At 70.7% G+C, this 17,575-nt stretch carries 14 protein-coding genes and 1 tRNA gene; 8 read left to right on the top strand and 7 right to left on the bottom strand.

Features of this window, described 5'->3' with window-relative positions; genetic code table 11:
- The first annotated feature begins 64 nt into the window (after nucleotides 1-64).
- The gene (locus tag AB0D99_RS12730) at nucleotides 65-1,198 is read left to right on the top strand and encodes an acyl-CoA dehydrogenase family protein (protein ID WP_362359781.1); all 1,134 of its coding nucleotides are present in this window, start codon (nucleotides 65-67) and stop codon (nucleotides 1,196-1,198) included.
- Between the two features lie 8 nt (nucleotides 1,199-1,206).
- On the opposite strand, the gene AB0D99_RS12725 is transcribed toward AB0D99_RS12730, so the two are convergent.
- The 4 genes from AB0D99_RS12725 to AB0D99_RS12710 form a co-directional block, all read right to left on the bottom strand.
- Nucleotides 1,207-1,551, bottom strand: coding sequence for a rhodanese-like domain-containing protein (locus tag AB0D99_RS12725; protein WP_362359586.1), 345 nt, complete (start codon nucleotides 1,549-1,551; stop codon nucleotides 1,207-1,209).
- A 43-nt stretch (nucleotides 1,552-1,594) separates the two neighbouring features.
- The gene (locus AB0D99_RS12720; protein ID WP_362359779.1) at nucleotides 1,595-2,419 is read right to left on the bottom strand and encodes a J domain-containing protein; all 825 of its coding nucleotides are present in this window, start codon (nucleotides 2,417-2,419) and stop codon (nucleotides 1,595-1,597) included.
- Between the two features lie 133 nt (nucleotides 2,420-2,552).
- Complete coding sequence (locus AB0D99_RS12715; RefSeq protein WP_362359584.1) at nucleotides 2,553-4,001, bottom strand: DUF2252 domain-containing protein; 1,449 nt, start codon at nucleotides 3,999-4,001, stop codon at nucleotides 2,553-2,555.
- A 257-nt stretch (nucleotides 4,002-4,258) separates the two neighbouring features.
- On the bottom strand, nucleotides 4,259-5,362 hold the full coding sequence (locus AB0D99_RS12710; protein WP_362359582.1) for a hypothetical protein: 1,104 nt from the start codon (nucleotides 5,360-5,362) through the stop codon (nucleotides 4,259-4,261).
- A 248-nt stretch (nucleotides 5,363-5,610) separates the two neighbouring features.
- Here AB0D99_RS12710 and AB0D99_RS12705 point away from each other — a divergent pair, with 248 nt between their 5' ends.
- Nucleotides 5,611-6,132, top strand: coding sequence for a MarR family winged helix-turn-helix transcriptional regulator (locus AB0D99_RS12705; RefSeq protein WP_362359580.1), 522 nt, complete (start codon nucleotides 5,611-5,613; stop codon nucleotides 6,130-6,132).
- A gap of 74 nt (nucleotides 6,133-6,206) precedes the next feature.
- Here the strand turns inward: AB0D99_RS12705 and AB0D99_RS12700 are convergent, their stop codons facing one another.
- The 3 genes from AB0D99_RS12700 to AB0D99_RS12690 all read right to left on the bottom strand — a co-directional run bounded on the left by AB0D99_RS12700 (nucleotide 6,207) and on the right by AB0D99_RS12690 (nucleotide 8,945).
- Nucleotides 6,207-6,866, bottom strand: coding sequence for a response regulator transcription factor (locus tag AB0D99_RS12700; protein ID WP_362359577.1), 660 nt, complete (start codon nucleotides 6,864-6,866; stop codon nucleotides 6,207-6,209).
- Nucleotides 6,867-6,905: 39 nt separating this feature from the next.
- Entirely contained in the window at nucleotides 6,906-8,579 is a 1,674-nt protein-coding gene (locus AB0D99_RS12695) for a histidine kinase (protein ID WP_362359777.1), read from the bottom strand.
- Nucleotides 8,580-8,858: 279 nt separating this feature from the next.
- Nucleotides 8,859-8,945, bottom strand: a tRNA-Leu gene (locus tag AB0D99_RS12690).
- 535 nt (nucleotides 8,946-9,480) lie between these two features.
- On the opposite strand from AB0D99_RS12690, the gene AB0D99_RS12685 reads away from it, so the two are divergent.
- The 6 genes from AB0D99_RS12685 (at nucleotide 9,481) to pknB (ending at nucleotide 17,564) form a co-directional block, all read left to right on the top strand.
- On the top strand, nucleotides 9,481-10,338 hold the full coding sequence (locus AB0D99_RS12685; protein WP_362359575.1) for a DUF3662 and FHA domain-containing protein: 858 nt from the start codon (nucleotides 9,481-9,483) through the stop codon (nucleotides 10,336-10,338).
- A 10-nt stretch (nucleotides 10,339-10,348) separates the two neighbouring features.
- Complete coding sequence (locus AB0D99_RS12680) at nucleotides 10,349-10,873, top strand: FHA domain-containing protein (RefSeq protein WP_362359573.1); 525 nt, start codon at nucleotides 10,349-10,351, stop codon at nucleotides 10,871-10,873.
- A gap of 168 nt (nucleotides 10,874-11,041) precedes the next feature.
- Complete coding sequence (locus AB0D99_RS12675) at nucleotides 11,042-12,520, top strand: Stp1/IreP family PP2C-type Ser/Thr phosphatase (RefSeq protein ID WP_362359571.1); 1,479 nt, start codon at nucleotides 11,042-11,044, stop codon at nucleotides 12,518-12,520.
- Between the two features lie 26 nt (nucleotides 12,521-12,546).
- The gene (locus tag AB0D99_RS12670) at nucleotides 12,547-13,977 is read left to right on the top strand and encodes an FtsW/RodA/SpoVE family cell cycle protein (protein ID WP_362359569.1); all 1,431 of its coding nucleotides are present in this window, start codon (nucleotides 12,547-12,549) and stop codon (nucleotides 13,975-13,977) included.
- Nucleotides 13,974-15,440 carry a penicillin-binding transpeptidase domain-containing protein gene (locus AB0D99_RS12665; RefSeq protein WP_362359567.1) on the top strand — a complete coding sequence of 489 codons (1,467 nt, stop codon included), beginning with the start codon at nucleotides 13,974-13,976 and terminating at the stop codon, nucleotides 15,438-15,440. Before AB0D99_RS12670 ends, AB0D99_RS12665 begins: the two co-directional genes overlap by 4 nt.
- Nucleotides 15,441-15,593: 153 nt before the next feature.
- Nucleotides 15,594-17,564 (top strand): Stk1 family PASTA domain-containing Ser/Thr kinase, encoded by a 1,971-nt coding sequence (gene pknB / locus AB0D99_RS12660; protein WP_362359565.1) that lies wholly within the window; start codon nucleotides 15,594-15,596, stop codon nucleotides 17,562-17,564.
- The last annotated feature ends 11 nt before the right edge of the window (nucleotides 17,565-17,575 follow it).

Here is a 17,575-nt window from a genome sequence, read left to right as displayed (position 1 = left end):
TCCCTTCACCTAGAACCTGTTCTATCTTGACGATCCGTCAGATCGCCAATGGGAGGGCATGGCCGTGGACTTCACCTTCACCGAAGAACAGCAGGCGGCCGTCGAAGCGGCCAAAGCGGTCTTCTCCGGCGTCACACCCGACGCCGTACCGAGCCCCGCGCTCACCCCCCACGCCGTCGCCGAGGACTTCGACCGACCCCTCTGGTCCCGCCTCGCCGCCTCCGACCTCCTCGGCCTCGTCCTCGCCCCCGAACACGGCGGCGCCGGCCTCGACACCACCGCCCTCTGCCTCGTCCTGCGCGAATCCGCCCGCGTCCTCGCCCGCGTCCCCCTCCTGGAGACCAGCGCGGTCGCCATGACCATCCAGCGCTACGCCACCGACGACACAGCGGCCGCGCTCCTTCCCCGCGTCGCCCGCGGCGAACTCGTCCTCACCGCCGCCACGAACGGCCGCACCGGCCACGACCCCGCCGAACTCGCCGTCACCGCCCACCACGACGGCACCGACTGGATCCTCGACGGCCTCCAGAGCGCAGTCCCCTGGGCCCACGGCGCCGACCGCATCGCCGTCCCCGCCCACACCGCCGACGGACACACCGTCCTCGCGCTGCTCCCCCGCACCCACGACGGCCTCACCCTGGCCGAGCAGTACTCCACGAACGGCGAACTCCTCGCCGAACTCCACCTCGACTCCGTACGCCTCGACAGCGCCGACGTCATCGACACCGAGGACGCCTGGGAATGGCTACGCGGAGTCCTCGCCACCGGAACCTGCGCCCTCGCCCTCGGCCTCGGCGAGAACGTCCTCACCATGACGAGCCAGTACACCGGCAAACGCGAACAGTTCGGCCACCCCGTGGCCACCTTCCAGGCCGTCGCCGTCCAGGCCGCCGACCGCTACATCGACCTGCGCGCCATGGAAGTCACCCTCTGGCAGGCCGCCTGGCGCATCAGCACCGGAGCCGGCGGACCACTGCCCGCCGCCGCGGACATCGCCGTCGCCAAGATCTGGGCATCCGAAGGCGTCCGCCGCGTCGTCCAGACCGCCCAACACCTCCACGGAGGCTTCGGCGCCGACACCGACTACCCCCTGCACCGCTACCACGCTTGGGCCAAACAGCTCGAACTCGCCCTCGGCCCCGCCGCCGCCCACGAGGAAGCCCTCGGCGACCTCCTGGCCGCCCACCCCCTCGGCTGAACCGACCCCTACAGGACGAAGCCCGGGCCGCCGTCGTTCCCCACGACCGGCCGCCCGGCACCGTCCCAGGCGAGCATCCCGCCGTCGACGTTCACCGCGTCGATCCCCTGCTGCACCAGATACTGCGTGACCTGCGCCGAACGGCCACCGACCCGGCACATCACATACGCGCGACGGCCGTCCGCCACCGCCTCGGTCACCTCACCGAACCGCGCCACGAAGTCACTCATCGGCACATGCAGCGCGTCCACGACATGACCCGCCGCCCACTCGTCGTCCTCCCGGACATCCAGCACCAGGGCATCGGCCGGCACGGAGGCCGCTTCCACCGAGGGCAGCGGGGCGAAGTTCATGGGACGGGCCTTCTCTCGTTCAGAACCAAGGTCGGACAAAAACCTACTGCACCAGCGCGGCCAGCTCCGCCTCACGCTCGGAGACCTGCGCCAGCAGCTGCTCGGCGATCTCCTCCAACAACTGGTCCGGGTCGTCCGGCGCCATCCGCAGCATCGCGCCGATCGCGCTCTCCTCCAGCTCCCGCGCCACCAGCGTCAACAGCTCCTTGCGCTGCGTCAGCCACTCAAGGCGGGCATACAGCTCCTCGCTCTCGCTGAGCCGCTCCTCCTCCGGCACCGGACCCGCGGCCCACTCGGCGGACAGCTCACGCAGCAGCGCCACGTCGCCACGCGCGTACGCGGCGTTCACGCGCGTGATGAACGCCTCGCGCCGCTTGCGCTCGTCCTCGTCGCGCGCCAGATCCGGGTGGGCCTGCCGAGCCAGCTCGCGATACTGCTTCCGGGCCTCCTCGCTGGGCCGGACCCGCTTGGGCGGCTGCACCGGCTGCTCGGTCAGCATCGCGGCGGCCTCGGGGGAGAGCCCGTCGGAGTCGATCCAGTCGTGGAAGAGCTCCTCGACGCCGGGCATCGGCATCACGACGGCCCGCGCCTCCTGCGCCCGCCGCAGATCCTCAGGATCCCCGGTCTTCGCCGCCCGCGCCTCGGCGATCTGCGCGTCCAGCTCGTCGAGACGGGTGTACATCGGGCCGAGCCGCTGGTGATGCAGCCGGGAGAAGTTGTCCACCTCGACCCGGAACGTCTCGACCGCGATCTCGAACTCGATCAGCGCCTGCTCGGCCACCCGCACGGCCTTCTCCAGCCGCGCCTCGGGCCGCTCCGCGCCGGCGTCAGCACCCGGGCTCGCGCCCGGCTCCACGTCCTGGTCCACGCCTACGTCCTCGCTCCGGTCCGTCACCCCACCAGCCTACGATCCCTTCGGGGGCCCCTCCCCCTCCCTCCCCCCGCCCCGCCCCCGTCCCCCTGTCGGCGACGTCGGCCCGTGGGCGGGCAGGCGTCGGCCGTCACACTCCGAGCTCGGCCGCTATCCGGCCGTTGTTCACCGCTGTGACCAGGTCGGTGTGGTCCGCCGTGGTGCGGTCGGCGTACGCGACGGCGAAGGCCGCGATCGCCTCGTCGAGCTCCTCGTTCTTTCCGCAGTAGCCGGCTATCAGGCGCGGGTCGGCGCTGTGCGCGTGCGCGCGGGCCAGCAGCGCGCCGGTCATGCGGCCGTAGTCGTCGACCTGGTCGGGTGCGAGGGCGGCCGGGTCGACGCTGCCCTTGCGGTTGCGGAACTGGCGCACCTGGAAGGGGCGCCCCTGCACGGTGGTCCAGCCGAGCAGGATGTCGCTCACGACCTGCATCCGCTTCTGGCCGAGGACCACACGCCGTCCTTCGTGGCTCTCGTCCGGGACGGCGAAGCCGACGGCCGGCAGGTGGGGGAGCAGGGCCGAGGGCCGGGCTTCCTTCACCTGCAGGACCAGGGGCTCTCCCCGGTGGTCGAGGAGCAGCACGACGTAGGAGCGGGTGCCGACGCTGCCGGTTCCGACGACACGGAAGGCGACGTCGTGGACGGCGTACCGGGCGAGCAGCGGCAGCCGGTCCTCGGAGACGGTGGCCAGGTAGTCGCCGAGGGAGGCGGCGACCGCCTCCGCTTCCTGGTCCGGTACGCGGCGCAGTACCGGTGGTGCGTCGACGAAGCGCCGGCCTCCGCCGTCGGCGTCGGTCACGGACTCGGTCGACTTGGCGGCGAAGCGTGCGCTGGTGTTGTTCCGGGCCTTCTCCGAGACCCGTTCGAGGGTGCCGAGCAGGTCGCGGGCGTCGGTGTGGGAGACGAGTTCCTCGTCGGCGATCGCGTTCCAGGCGTCGAGTGCGGGGAGCTTGGCGAGCAGGCGCATCGTGCGGCGGTAGGCGCCGACGGTGTCGAAGGCGGCGGCCCGGCAGGTGTCTTCGCTCGCTCCCGCTTCCCGTCCGGCGAGCACGAGGGAGGTGGCGAGGCGCTTGAGGTCCCACTCCCAGGGGCCGACGACGGTTTCGTCGAAGTCGTTGAGGTCGATGACGAGGCGGCCGCGGGCGTCGCCGTAGAGGCCGAAGTTGGCCGCGTGCGCGTCGCCGCATATCTGGGCGGCGATGCCGGTGACGGGGGAGCCGACGAGGTCGTGGGCCATGAGTCCGGCGGAGCCGCGCAGGAAAGCGAAGGGGCTGGCGGCCATTCGGCCGACCCGTATCGGTGCGAGTTCCTTGACGCGGTCGCGGCTGGATTCCTCGACGGCGCGGACGGCGTCGGGCCGGTCGTCGGTGAGGTCGAGCGTGCTGTGGGTGGAGCGTGGGACGCGGTCGCGCAGGAACTTGCCCTGCTCCTTGGGGGTGTTGGTCGCCCCTGCGGCTGCCCGCTGTGCGAAGCCGGGCACGTGCGGGACGCGTCCGCTGTCCGTGCCTCGCTGTTCCGGTACGACCGCCCGGATCTCGCCCATGAGACGTCCTCCCCCGACTTGGTGTGGCGCTGTTCAACATCAACCGGGCATGACGGTACCGCCGGGTCAGGTGGCCCGTCTTCCCCTGTGGACAACGCTCTGTGGACAACGGTCGGTGGACAACGGTCGGTGGACAACGGTCGGTGGACGACGTGCCGTCGACGACACCCTGGGGAGGACGGACCGTGGACGGCGAGCGGTGAGCACGGGCGTGGGAAGCGAGCCCTGGCCCACGAGCCGTGGACGCCGAGGGAGGCTCAGACCCCGACGGTCTCCTCCAGCTCCTCCTCCGCCGTGCGTTCCTCCTCGGTCGTCGGCGTCTTCGCGCCGCCCTCGGCGATGCCGTGCGCCGTGGCGGCTTCGGCGGCCCGGTCCGGTTCGGCGGCGGTTCGTCGGCGTGCCTCGGCGAGCGCCGCGACGGTCATGAGGGCGACTCCGGCGAGGAGCCACAGGGCGAGGACGAGGAGGTGTCCGCCGAGCGCGTGGCCGTCGAAGTAGACGTGGCTGCGGACGCCCTCGACGAAGCCGGCGCCGTTCCAGAAGGCGTGCAGGGCGGCGAAGAGGCCGGGCTGGAGTTCGGGGCGGTAGATGCCGCCGGAGCTGGTGAAGTTGAGCATGACGAACAGCACCATCACCCCGAGGGTGGTCCAGCGGCGCAGGAAGGTGTGGAGGCCCACGCCGATCAGCAGGATCCCGGCCGAGTAGAGCCATGACATCGCCCAGACTCCGCCGAGTCCGTGGTCGACGAGGTGGAACATCGGTCCGGCGAAGGCGGTGCCGATGAGGCTGACGGCGAGCGATGTTCCGGCGGCGAGCAGGGCGCGGATCCGCAGGGGGAGGACGGCGCCCGCGCCGCCGATGACGGCGACGGAGGCGTACGAGCCGATGCTGAGGGCGACGAGCAGGAAGAAGACGCCCTGTCCGGTGGGGTCGCCGTCGGAGACGGGGGCGACGTCGGTGACTTCGAGGGGCGCGTCCTGTCCCGCGGCGACCTTGGTGAAGACCTTCTCGACGGCCATGGCGCTGGTGTCCGAGGAGGCGGTGGCGACGAGGAGTTCGGGGTGGGGGCCGGGGATGTAGGCCCCGTAGGAGGTCTGCTCGCGCAGTGCGGTGACGGCGGTCTGCCGGTCGGCGACGGTACGGACGTCGAGGGCGCCGGCGCCCTTGTCGTGGAGGGTCTGGGCGAGGACCTGGGTGGTGGTGCCGGAGCCGACGACGTCGACGCGCAGGTCGTGGGGCTGGGGGGAGTGGAAGGCGCCGAGGTAGGCGAGTCCCATGCCGACGCACATGAGGAGCGGCGTGAGCAGGTGCCCGAGCACGTGCCGCAGCGCACCGGCCGGTGCAGCCCCTGCCGAAGGCACACGGCCCGGTGCAGCTCCCGCCGAAGGCGCGCCGCCCGGTGCAGCCCCCGCCGAACGCGCTCCCGCCGGTGCCCCTCCCTCCGAGGGCGCTCCCGCCGGTACCACCGCCGCCGCCGCCGATGCCGATCCCACGGTCCGTGCGGACACGGGCACTCACCTCCATGGTTGGCTTTTACAACTAAAGAACCGTTGTACTATACAACTGAACCGTCGTCGAGCAACCCGGCACCCGAGGCAAGGAGCGCACCATGACCGACGCCCCGCGTGAGACATCGGTCGACACCATCCAGCGGGAGCTGACGGCGTTCGCCCGCCGGGCCCGCGCCGCGGCGGCCCGGCTCCATCCCGAGCTCCCGCTCGTCTCGTACACGCTGCTCGCCCACATCGTCGACCGGCACGGCTGCCGCGCCACCGACCTCGCCGCCCACTACCTGCTGGACAAGTCGACGGTCAGCCGCCAGGTCGGCGGTCTGGAGAAGCTCGGCCTGGTCGAGCGGCGACCGGACCCGGAGGATCACCGGGTCCAGGTGCTGCATCCCACGGAAGCGGGCACCCGTGTCCTCGCCTCCACCCAGGCGAGCCGACGGGCCGCCTACCAGGAACGCCTCAAGGACTGGTCGGCCGAGGACCTCGCCCGATTCGCCGCGTACCTGCTCCGCTACAACGCGGCCGGGCCCCTCGCCCTCCCCGACGGCCCCACCGCCGGCCAGGACAGCCCGAGCCCCCGCCCCGACAGCCCTGCGGACGACGCCACCACCCCGAACCCCTGAGGCTCGCGCCGGCCCCCTGAAGCCCCCTCCGCGCCCCCGAGCGCCCTTCTGCGCCCCTCTGCGCCCCCGCCCGCCTAGAGTCCCGCGTCGCGCGCCAGCAGGGCGGCCTGCACCCGGTTCTCGCAGCCCAGCTTGGCGAGGATCCTGCTGACGTACGTCTTCACGGTGGCCTCGCTCATGTGGAGGCGCCGCCCGGCGTCCGCGTTGGACAGCCCCTCACCGAGCAGGGCGAGCACGTCGCGTTCCTTCTCGCTCAGCGCCGCCACCCTCGTGCGCGCCTGCTCGGCGCGGGCCACCTCCCGCCCCGAGGCCAGCTGTTCCACCACGTGCCGGGTGGCGGCGGGCGAGAGATAGGCGTCCCCCGCCGCCGCGGCCCGTACCGCCCGGATCAGCTCCGCCGGTGCCGTGTCCTTCAGCAGGAACCCCGCGCCGCCGTGCTCCAGGGCCCGCAGGACGTTGTCCCGTTCGCCGAAGGTCGTGAGCACGATCACCTTGGTCGAGGGCGCCGCCCGACGCAGTTCGGGGAGTGCGGAGAGCCCGTCGAGGACCGGCATCTGGATGTCGAGGAGGACGACGTCGGCGGTGTGGGCCCGTGCCTGCTCGACCGCCTCCCGCCCGTTCGCAGCCTCCGCCACCACCTGGATGTCCTGGTCCGAGGTGAGGATCATCCGGATCCCGGCCCTGATCAGCGGCTCGTCATCGGCGATCACGACCCTGATGCGCTGCCCTGTCACAGCTACTCCCCAACGGCTACCGATTCGGGCGGGTCAGCGTTAGCGCTTGACCTCGTACGACTTCTTCTCGATCAGCTTGCCGTCCTTGAAGCAGAACCGGAAAACCGGCTCCGCCGGGCTGTCCACGACCTCCGAGGACATCAGCACCAGGCACGTCGACCCCTCGGGCTCCGCTGGCCCCTTGCCGTGCAGACCGGCGGTGGCGATGGTGTCGCCGGACGGGAGCTTGTCGCGGACCTCCTTCTCGGCCGCACCGACCTCGACCGCGTCGTACTCGCCCGGGTCGATCATGCCCTTCTCCATCGCACCGACCAGGAAGTAGATGCCGAAGCCGCCCGCCACCAGCAGCAGCACCAGGGCCGCGAACGCGATCCCGCACCCCACCGCGACCCCGCGACCCGTGCTCCTGCCCCCGCGCATCGCCATCGCCAGCTCCCGTTCCGTGAACGTCCGGTCGGCCGGTCCGATCGTGACCGGACCAAGGTCGCCGACCAGGGGCCGCGTCGACTGCTGCCGGAAGTCGTCGGCCACATCGACCAAAGGCGCTGCCTCGACCACCCCGTAGGGGAGGACGCCGGCGACTCTGAACCCGCCGCCGTCGGCCGGGCCCGCGTGCACCATGCCGCCGACGAGCCGGGCCCGCTCGTACAGCCCCGTCAGCCCCTGCCCGCCGCTCACGACGTCCCGCGGCGGGTCGGCGACCGGTCCGTTGCCGATCTCGACGACGAAGGAGTCCGGCTCGTACCGCACCTCGACGTCGATCGGGGCGCCCGGCGCGTACTTGTAGGCGTTGGTGAGCGCCTCCTGGACGATCCTGTACGCGGCGTGGTCGGCGGCCGGCGGGAGGGGCTGGTACTCCCCGAGCCGCCGTAGCTCCACCGCGTTGCCCGCGGCGCGTGCCGCCTCCACGAGTCCCTCGATGCCGGCGGTCCCCCGTGCCGCCCGCCCGGACTCGTCGGTCGCCCGTACCGGCGCGCTGGGCGACTCGACCGGCGCCTCGACGCCGTCGCTCAGGATGCCGACGACCTCGCGCAGTTCGTGCATGGCGGTCACCGACGCGTTGCGCAGGACACCGACGGCCTCGCGCTGCCGGTCGGTCAGCTCCCGGTCGACCTCCAGGGCGCCGGTGTGGACGGAGATGAGGGCGAGTTGGTGCCCGAGGCTGTCGTGCATGTCCTGGGCGATGCGCTGCCGCTCGCGGAGCCGGGCCGACGAGGCCACCATCGCGCGTTCCCTCAGCAGCTGGGCGTTGCGCTCCTGGAGGGCGTGGAGCAGGCTCCGCCGCTGGGTCCAGTACCGGTTGGCGAGGCCCGGTGCCAGCGTCGTCCCCAGGTAGTACAGCGTCGACATGAAGACGACGGTCAGGGTCCGGTGGAGGTCCCATATGTCGAGCAGGGACGTGGTGATGTTCAGGACGTACGCGACGGTGAAGGCGATCAGCGCGCGGCCGGCGCCGGCGATGTACCGGCCGGAGGACCAGCCGACGAGGATGAGCAGCACCAGGAAGCCCGGCAGGAGGGGGGCGAGGCCGCCGGTGAGGATGAGCGTCGTGGAGGGCAGCCGGCGGCGCAGCAACGACAGGACCGCGGCGCCCAGCCCCACCGCGGCGAGCCGCCATCCTTCCTCTCCGGCGAGTTCCTCGGTGCCGGCGGCCAGCAGCGCCATGACGACGGCGAGCACCACCTCGCCGGCGGTCCTGCGCCGCGACCACATTCCGGGCGTCGCGAACCATGTCCAGCCGGCGCGGATCCCGTCCCTGCTCTTCGAAGTCGCGTCCACGCTCGCACCCTAGGCAGCGCCGTCCCGGCGTCGCGGCTCTCTTTCGTCGCTCCCCGACGCGACGAACGTCTCACCGGCCCGGCACCTCGGCCACCGGCCCGGCACCTCGGTCACCCGCCCGGCACCTCGGCCACCGGCCCGGCAGCCGGCATCCAGCGCGGAAACCGCGAAAACGCGGAAGCCCCGTAGGTCGAGACCTACGGGGCTTCCGTCTGGTGCGCGAGGGGGGAGTTGAACCCCCACGCCCTTGCGGGCACTGGAACCTGAATCCAGCGCGTCTGCCTATTCCGCCACCCGCGCATTGGGTGTGCTCCGGGCTCCCTCACCTTTTCGGTGTGTTCGCCTGGCGACATCTGAAGATTAGCACGTCGCAGACCGTGGATTCACATCCGTTTGTTTGACCCCCTCCTCGAACGAACAGGGACAGACGGAGACCGGACGGAGGCCCGGACCGAGACGCGGACCGGGACAGGCGGCGGCGCGGATGACGGGACGGATCACGGCACCGACGACGGCACGGACCGCGAGACCGGTGCCCGATCGAATGCCGGGACGGATGTACGCGTCCACAGAGAGAGGAGGGACACTCGGCGTGAAGAAGGAGCCGACGGGTAACGGGAGGAACGGGGCGGACCACCCCCACCGCCCCGCCCGGTCCCCCTGCTCGCTCGCCGGGTGCGGGACACTGTCCACAGGCCGCCTCTACGATCCGTGGGGAAGGTCTGTGAGAGGTGACACTCGTCCACAGGGCAGAGAAGGGGAACCAGCCGATTTCCCGACGCGTGGATACGATCAGTAAGCAGTACCAGGACGACAACGACGGAGGAGGTGCCCCATGGGAGTCCTGAAGCGTTTCGAACAGCGGCTCGAAGGTCTGGTCAACGGCACCTTCGCCAAGGTCTTCAAGTCCGAGGTCCAGCCCGTCGAGATCGCGGGTGCTCTCCAGCGCGAGTGCGACAACAACGCCACGATCTGGAACCGCGAGCGGACCGTCGTCCCCAACGACTTCATCGTCGAGCTGAGCACGCCGGACTACGAGCGCCTCAGCCCGTACTCGGGCCAGCTCGGCGACGAGCTCGCCGGCCTGGTCAGGGACTACGCGAAGCAGCAGCGCTACACCTTCATGGGCCCGATCAAGGTCCATCTGGAGAAGGCCGACGACCTCGACACCGGTCTGTACCGGGTGCGCAGCCGCACTCTCGCGTCGAGTTCGTCACAGCATGCCGCCCCGCAGGCCCCGGCCTCCGGCCCCGCGCAGGGTCGCGCTCCGGGTGGCTACGGCTACCCGCCGGCCGGCGCTCCGCCGATGCCCGCGGCCCCGCCGCCGGGCGCCGGTGCTCAGCGCCCCGGCCAGGCTCCCGCCGGCCGTCCCACCGCCGGTGGCCCCGGCCCCATGCCCTCCTCCGGCGCCCAGGTGCGCCGGTGGATCGAGATCAACGGCACCCGCCATCAGATCTCCCGCCCGACTCTGGTCCTTGGCCGCAGCACCGACGCGGACGTGAGGATCGACGATCCCGGCGTCTCCCGCCGGCACTGCGAGATCCGGACCGGAACGCCCTCGACGATCCAGGATCTCGGATCCACCAACGGCATCGTGGTGGACGGGCAGCACACCACCCGCGCTACGCTCCGCGACGGCTCGCGGATCGTCGTGGGCAGCACCACCATCGTTTACCGGCAAGCCGAAGGGTGAAGCGGGGGCAATGTCAGAGCTGACCCTGACGGTCATGCGGTTGGGTTTCCTGGCCGTTCTGTGGCTGTTCGTGATCGTGGCCGTCCAGGTCATCCGCAGCGACCTGTTCGGCACGCGTGTCACGCAGCGCGGTTCGCGCCGCCAGGACACCCGTCCGCAGCAGAACCAGCGCCAGCAGGCGGCCGCGCCGCCCCAGCAACGCGGCCAGCAGAACACGGGCGGCGGGCGGCAGCGCCGCGGCGCCCCGACCAAACTCGTCGTCTCCGAGGGCACCCTCACCGGCACGACGGTCGCCCTGCAGGGGCAGACCATCACGCTGGGGCGGGCGCACGATTCGACGATCGTGCTGGACGACGACTACGCGTCCAGCCGCCATGCCAGGATCTACCCGGACCGGGACGGCCAGTGGATCGTCGAGGATCTCGGGTCCACCAACGGCACGTATCTCGACCGGACCCGCCTCACCACCGCCACGCCGATTCCGCTGGGCGCGCCGATCCGCATCGGCAAGACCGTCATCGAGCTGCGGAAGTAGTACGACAATGAGCGAGCGGAGCGAGCGGGCCGACGCGGCCCCCACGGAGGGCCGCGCGGCGGACCGTGGGGTCCCGGCCGTGTCCCGGCACGGGCTCCCGACCGGAGGGTGGGCAGTGTGGCTCGAGACCGGCTGTACCCCGAGGCGACGTCGACGGGGCAGGTGCGCATGAGCCTGTCACTGCGCTTCGCCGCCGGGTCGCACAAGGGCATGATCCGCGAGGGCAACGAGGACTCCGGCTACGCCGGTCCCCGGCTGCTCGCCATCGCCGACGGCATGGGCGGCCAGGCCGCCGGTGAGGTCGCCTCCTCCGAGGTGATCTCGACGCTGGTCACGCTCGACGACGACGTCCCCAGTTCGGACATCCTCACCTCGCTCGGTGCGGCGGTGCAGCGTGCCAACGAACAGCTGCGGATGATGGTCGAGGAGGACCCCCAGCTGGAGGGCATGGGCACCACGCTCACCGCCCTGCTGTGGACGGGTCAGCGCCTCGGTCTGGTGCACGTCGGCGACTCCCGGGCGTACCTGCTGCGCGACGGGGTGCTCACGCAGATCACGCAGGACCACACCTGGGTGCAGCGCCTCGTCGACGAGGGCCGGATCACCGAGGAGGAGGCCACGACCCATCCGCAGCGTTCGCTGCTGATGCGGGCGCTGGGCAGCGGCGACCACGTCGAGCCCGACCTGTCGATCCGTGAGGTCCGGGCCGGCGACCGCTATCTGATCTGTTCCGACGGGCTGTCCGGGGTCGTCTCCCACCAGACGATGGAGGACACCCTCGCCAGCTACCAGGGCCCGCAGGAGACCGTGCAGGAGCTGATCCAGCTCGCGCTGCGCGGCGGTGGCCCCGACAACATCACGGTGATCGTCGCCGACGTCCTCGACGTCGACGGCGGGGACACCCTCGCCGGTCAGCTCAGCGACACCCCGGTGATCGTCGGCGCGGTCGCCGAGAACCAGGTGCAGCCGTCGGACGGCGGGGCGATGCAGACGCCGGCCGGCCGTGCCTCCGGGCTCGGCCGCCACGCACCGCACCAGCAGCCCCCGGCGGGCGGCTTCGGCCCGCCCGGCAGCGGCGACGACCACGGGTACGGCGGGATGCCGCCGCAGGGCTCGTTCGGGTCGTACAGCGACGAGGACTTCACCAAGCAGCGCGGCGGCCGCAAGTGGCTGAAGCGGAGCTTCTTCCTGATCCTGGCGCTGGCCGTGCTCGGCAGCGGTGCGTACGGCGGTTACCGCTGGACGCAGACGCAGTACTACGTCGGCTCCAACGAGGAGCACGTGGCGCTGTACCGGGGCATCAGCCAGGATCTGGCCTGGGTCTCGCTGTCGGAGGTGGAGAAGGACCACCCCGAGATCGAACTCAAGTACCTGCCGGCGTACCAGCGCAAGCAGGTCGAGGACACGATCGCCGGCGGCAGCCTCGGCAAGGCGCAGACGAAGATCGCGGAGCTGTCGGCGCAGGCGTCGGCCTGCAAGAAGGCCGAGCAGCGCCGTGAGGCCGCCGACAAGGCCGCGGACCAGGCGAGCAAGCCGCCCGCCGACGGTTCCACCCCCGACTCCAAGCCCACCACAGCCGCTCCCTCCCCGGGCCCCACCCTCACGGAGGACGAGCAGAAGCTGGCCTCGAACTGCGGCAAGCAGTAAGCACCCGTAGGGGGCCTTTCACCACCATGAGCGTTGTCACCAACACGACCACCATCGGCGCGATCGAGGCGCCGAGCCGCCGCAACACCGAGCTGGCGCTGCTGGCGTTCGCCGTCGCCATCCCGGTCTTCGCGTACCTGAACGTGGGTCTGGCGATCGACGGCAAGGTGCCCGCCGGCATGCTCGGGTACGGGCTCGGCCTCGGGCTGCTCGCGGGCGTCGCGCACCTCGTGGTGCGCAAGTTCGCGCCGTACGCGGACCCGCTGCTGCTGCCGCTGGCGACCCTGCTGAACGGGATGGGCCTGGTGCTGATCTGGCGGCTGGACCAGTCGCCGCGCATCATCAACCGGTACAAGACGTTCACCCCGGACGCCCCGAGCCAGATGCTGTACTCGGCGATCGCGGTCGCGATGTTCGTGGGCGTGCTGCTGCTTCTGAAGGACCACCGGGTCCTTCAGCGCTACACGTACATCTCGATGGTGGCGGCGCTCGTCCTGCTGCTGCTGCCGCTGGTGCCGGGCCTGGGTGCCGATGTCTTCGGCGCCAAGATCTGGATCAGCGTCGCCGGCTTCTCGATCCAGCCCGGCGAGTTCGCCAAGATCATCCTGGCGGTCTTCTTCTCCGGCTATCTGATGGTGAAACGGGACGCGCTGGCGCTGGCCAGCCGCCGGTTCATGGGGCTCTACCTGCCGCGCGGCCGTGACCTCGGCCCGATCCTCACGATCTGGGCCGTCAGCCTGCTCATCCTGGTCTTCGAGAACGACCTCGGTACGTCGCTGCTGTTCTTCGGCATGTTCGTGATCATGCTGTACGTGGCGACGGAGCGGACCAGCTGGGTCGTCATGGGTCTGCTGATGTCCACCGCGGGCGCGGTCGTCGTCGGTTCCACCGCGGGGCACGTCAAGTCCCGTGTGGCCGCCTGGCTCGACCCGTTCGAGTGCCTGAAGACGGCACCCGAGAACTCCAACATGGCCGCCGCCTGTGACCAGATGACGCAGGTGCTGATGTCCTTCGGTTCCGGCGGCATCCTCGGTACCGGTCTCGGCCAGGGCAACTCGGACCTGATCGGCTTCGCCGCCAACTCCGACTTCATCTTCGCCACCGTCGGCGAGGAGCTCGGCCTGGCCGGCGTCATGGTCTTCCTGCTGCTGTACGGCCTGATCATCGAGCGGGGTGTCCGCACCGCCCTCGCGGCCCGCGACCCCTTCGGCAAGCTGCTCGCGATGGGCCTCTCCGGCGCCTTCGCGCTCCAGGTGTTCGTCGTCGCCGGCGGTGTGATGGGCCTCATCCCGCTGACCGGTATGACCATGCCGTTCCTCGCGTACGGCGGTTCGTCCGTGATCGCCAACTGGGCCCTGATCGGCATCCTGATCCGGATCAGCGACACCGCGCGCCGCCCGGCGCCCGCCCCCGCCCCGTCCCCCGACGCCGAGATGACCCAGGTGGTCCGTCCGTGAACAAGCCCCTGCGCCGGGTCGCGATCTTCTGCGGCCTGCTGGTCCTCGCCCTGCTGCTCCGCGACAACTGGCTCCAGTACGTCCGCGCCGACGAGCTGAACGCGCACCCGAAGAACCGGCGCGTCACGATCGAGCGGTACGCGAACGAGCGCGGCAACATCATCGTGGACGGCAAGCCGATCACGGGCTCGGTCGACTCCCAGGACCCGTACTACCGGTTCAAGCGGACCTACGTCGACGGCCCGATGTGGGCGCCGGTGACCGGGTACGCCTCGCAGGCGTACGACGCCAACCAGATCGAGAAGATCGAGGACGGCATCCTCACCGGCAACGACGACCGGCTCTTCTTCGACCGCACGCTGTCGATGTTCACGGGCGACAAGAAGAAGGGCGGCAACGTCGTCACGACGCTGAGCGGCGCCGCCCAGAAGGCCGCCTTCAAGGGGCTCGGCGGGAACACGGGCGCGGTCGTGGCCATCGAGCCGAGCACCGGCAAGATCCTCGCGCTCGCGTCGACCCCGTCGTACGACCCCGGATCCTTCGCCGGCTACTCCAGCAAGGACGAGAAGGCGTGGGTCGCGCTGGAGAAGGACAAGAACAAGCCGAAGCAGAACCGCGCCCTGCGCGAGATCTACCCGCCCGGCTCCGTCTTCAAGGTCGTCACGGCGGCCGCGGCGCTGGAGAACGGCAAGGTCACCGACATCAACGCGGCGACGGACACGCCCGAGCCGTACATCCTGCCGCTGTCGCGCATTCCGATGAAGAACCACGCCAGCGGCTGCGAGAACGCCAGCCTGAACAAGGCGCTGGAGGTCTCCTGCAACTCGGTCTTCGCCAAGCTCGGTGACGAGGTCGGGGTGGAGAAGATGACCGAGATGGCGGAGAAGTTCGGTTTCAACGCCGAGCAGTTCACCCCGGTCCGCTCGGCCGCCTCCGTCTTCGACAAGGAGGCCGACCGCGGCGGAAACGCGCAGGCCTCGATCGGTCAGTTCAACACCGCGACGACTCCCCTCCAGATGGCCATGGTGACGGCCGCGATCGCCAACGACGGCAAGCTGATGAAGCCGTACATGGTCGACAAGCTGGTGGCTCCGAACCTCGACGTGATCAAGCAGAACGAGCCGGAGGAGATGAGCCGCCCGGTCTCGCCGCAGACCGCGCAGCTGGTCCAGCAGATGATGGAGAACGTCGTCTCGAACGGCACCGGCGGCAAGGCCGACCTCAACATGAACGGCGTGAGTGTCGGCGGCAAGACGGGTACGGCGCAGCACGGTCCGAAGAACGAGGCCCGTCCCTACGCGTGGTTCATCTCATACGCCAAGACCGCCCAGGGCTCTCCGGTCGCCGTCGCGGTTATCGTCGAGGACTCGGCGGGCACGAACCGCGAGGACATCAGCGGTGGCGGCCTCGCCGCCCCGATCGCCCGGGACGTGATGAAGGCGGTTCTGAAGAACAGGAGCTGACATTCGGGCGGGCGCCGGCCAGGTACCGGTCAGGTATCAGGTGCCGGTCGGGGGGCGGATCGCCTTCCGGTGGCCGGTAGCCTTTGCGCGAACAGCACACCGCCGGACCACACACGGGTGCGGTCGGGACAGACGGAGAGGGCTGGATCAGTTATGGAAGAGCCGCGTCGCCTCGGCGGCCGGTACGAGCTGGGCTCGGTGCTCGGCCGTGGTGGCATGGCGGAGGTCTACCTCGCCCACGACACCCGGCTCGGCCGCACCGTCGCCGTGAAGACGCTGCGGGCCGACCTCGCCCGTGACCCGTCCTTCCAGGCCCGGTTCCGCCGTGAGGCCCAGTCGGCCGCCTCGCTCAACCACCCGGCGATCGTCGCGGTCTACGACACCGGCGAGGACTACGTCGACGGGGTCTCCATCCCGTACATCGTGATGGAGTACGTCGACGGCTCGACCCTGCGTGAGCTGCTTCACTCCGGGCGCAAGCTGCTGCCCGAGCGCACGCTCGAGATGACCGTCGGCATCCTCCAGGCGCTGGAGTACTCGCACCGCGCCGGCATCGTGCACCGTGACATCAAGCCGGCGAACGTCATGCTGACGCGCACCGGTCAGGTCAAGGTCATGGACTTCGGCATCGCGCGCGCCATGGGCGACGCGGGCATGACCATGACGCAGACCGCGGCGGTCATCGGCACGGCGCAGTACCTCTCCCCCGAGCAGGCCAAGGGCGAGCAGGTCGACGCCCGCTCCGACCTGTACTCCACCGGCTGCCTGCTGTACGAGCTGCTGACCGTCCGGCCGCCGTTCGTCGGCGACTCCCCGGTCGCGGTCGCGTACCAGCACGTGCGCGAGGAGCCGCAGCCGCCCAGCAACTTCGACCCCGAGATCTCGCCGTCGATGGACGCCATCGTCCTGAAGGCGCTGGTCAAGGACCCCGACTACCGCTACCAGTCCGCGGACGAGATGCGCGCCGACATCGAGGCCTGCCTCGACGGGCAGCCGGTCGCCGCGGCCGCGGCGATGGGCGCGGCCGGGTACGGCGGCGGCTACGGCGACGGATACGGCGGCGGCTACGCCTCGGGCGACCAGCCGACGACGGCGCTGCGCCAGGCCGACCCGGCCGGCCAGACCTCGATGCTTCCGCCGATGAACCCGGACGACGGCGGTTACGGCTACGACGACCGCCCGGACCGCCGCCGCCAGAAGAAGTCGAACACCTCGACGATCCTTCTGGTGCTCGCGGGCATCCTGGTGCTGGTGGGCGCGATCCTGATCGGCCAGTCGATCTTCGACGGCAAGGAGGGCACCGACAAGGTGACCGTGCCGCAGCTGGTCGGCCACACGATCGAGGAAGCCAACGGCTTGGCGACCAACGCCCAGGTGAAGGTCGCCCAGTCGGGTTCGGAGCGGTGCGAGCAGCCCAAGGGCAGGATCTGCAGCCAGATTCCGGCGGCCGACGGAACGACGAAGATGGACGTCGGACAGACGATCCAGGTGGTCGTCTCCGAGGGCGCGCCGCAGATCGAGGTCCCGGACGTGACGGAGAAGTCCCAGGAGACCGCGGAGCAGTCGCTCAAGGACAAGGGCTTCAAGGTCAAGATCGACTTCGAGGAGTCCGACGAGGAGGCCGGCCGCGTCCTGAAGCAGGACCCGACGGGCGGTTCCAAGGCGGAGAAGAACTCCGAGGTCACGATCACGGTGGCGAAGAAGAAGCAGACGCCGCTTCCGGACGTCGTCGGACGGGACGTGAACGTCGCCATCCAGCAGCTCAACGCGCTCGGGTTCACCAACATCGCCCAGCAGCAGGAGGACTCCTCCCAGCCGGCGGGCACGGTCACCGGTCAGACGCCCGACGGGCAGACGCAGCAGCCCAAGGACGTCCAGATCACGCTGAAGGTCTCCAAGGGCCCGCAGCAGACGCAGCAGCCCGTTCCGAGCCTCTTCGGTCTGACCCTGGACCAGGCCCGTGCCCAGCTGTCCGCGGCCGGCTACCAGCTCGGCAACGTGGACGGCCAGAACGATCCCAACGCGAGGATCAAGGAGCAGGACGTCCAGGCGGGCACGGTGGGCCAGCCCAACCAGGCGATCAACGTGAAGACGTTCGGCAACAACGGCGGCATCTTCGACTAGCGGTCGCCCGC

Source organism: Streptomyces sp. NPDC047971, from assembly GCF_040653355.1.
Lineage (GTDB): Bacteria > Actinomycetota > Actinomycetes > Streptomycetales > Streptomycetaceae > Streptomyces.
Note: the sequence above shows the minus strand (reverse complement) of the source record. Positions and strands in the feature narration are given on the sequence as shown.

Bases quoted from the DNA above. Each gene is read 5' to 3' on its own strand.
- AB0D99_RS12725 (WP_362359586.1), bottom strand. From the start codon at position 1,551: ATGAACTTCGCCCCGCTGCCCTCGGTGGAAGCGGCCTCCGTGCCGGCC.
- AB0D99_RS12715 (WP_362359584.1), bottom strand. From the start codon at position 4,001: ATGGGCGAGATCCGGGCGGTCGTACCGGAACAGCGAGGCACGGACAGC.
- AB0D99_RS12705 (WP_362359580.1), top strand. From the start codon at position 5,611: ATGACCGACGCCCCGCGTGAGACATCGGTCGACACCATCCAGCGGGAG.
- AB0D99_RS12695 (WP_362359777.1), bottom strand. From the start codon at position 8,579: ATGTGGTCGCGGCGCAGGACCGCCGGCGAGGTGGTGCTCGCCGTCGTC.
- AB0D99_RS12685 (WP_362359575.1), top strand. From the start codon at position 9,481: ATGGGAGTCCTGAAGCGTTTCGAACAGCGGCTCGAAGGTCTGGTCAAC.
- AB0D99_RS12680 (WP_362359573.1), top strand. From the start codon at position 10,349: ATGTCAGAGCTGACCCTGACGGTCATGCGGTTGGGTTTCCTGGCCGTT.
- AB0D99_RS12675 (WP_362359571.1), top strand. From the start codon at position 11,042: ATGAGCCTGTCACTGCGCTTCGCCGCCGGGTCGCACAAGGGCATGATC.
- AB0D99_RS12670 (WP_362359569.1), top strand. From the start codon at position 12,547: ATGAGCGTTGTCACCAACACGACCACCATCGGCGCGATCGAGGCGCCG.
- pknB (WP_362359565.1), top strand. From the start codon at position 15,594: ATGGAAGAGCCGCGTCGCCTCGGCGGCCGGTACGAGCTGGGCTCGGTG.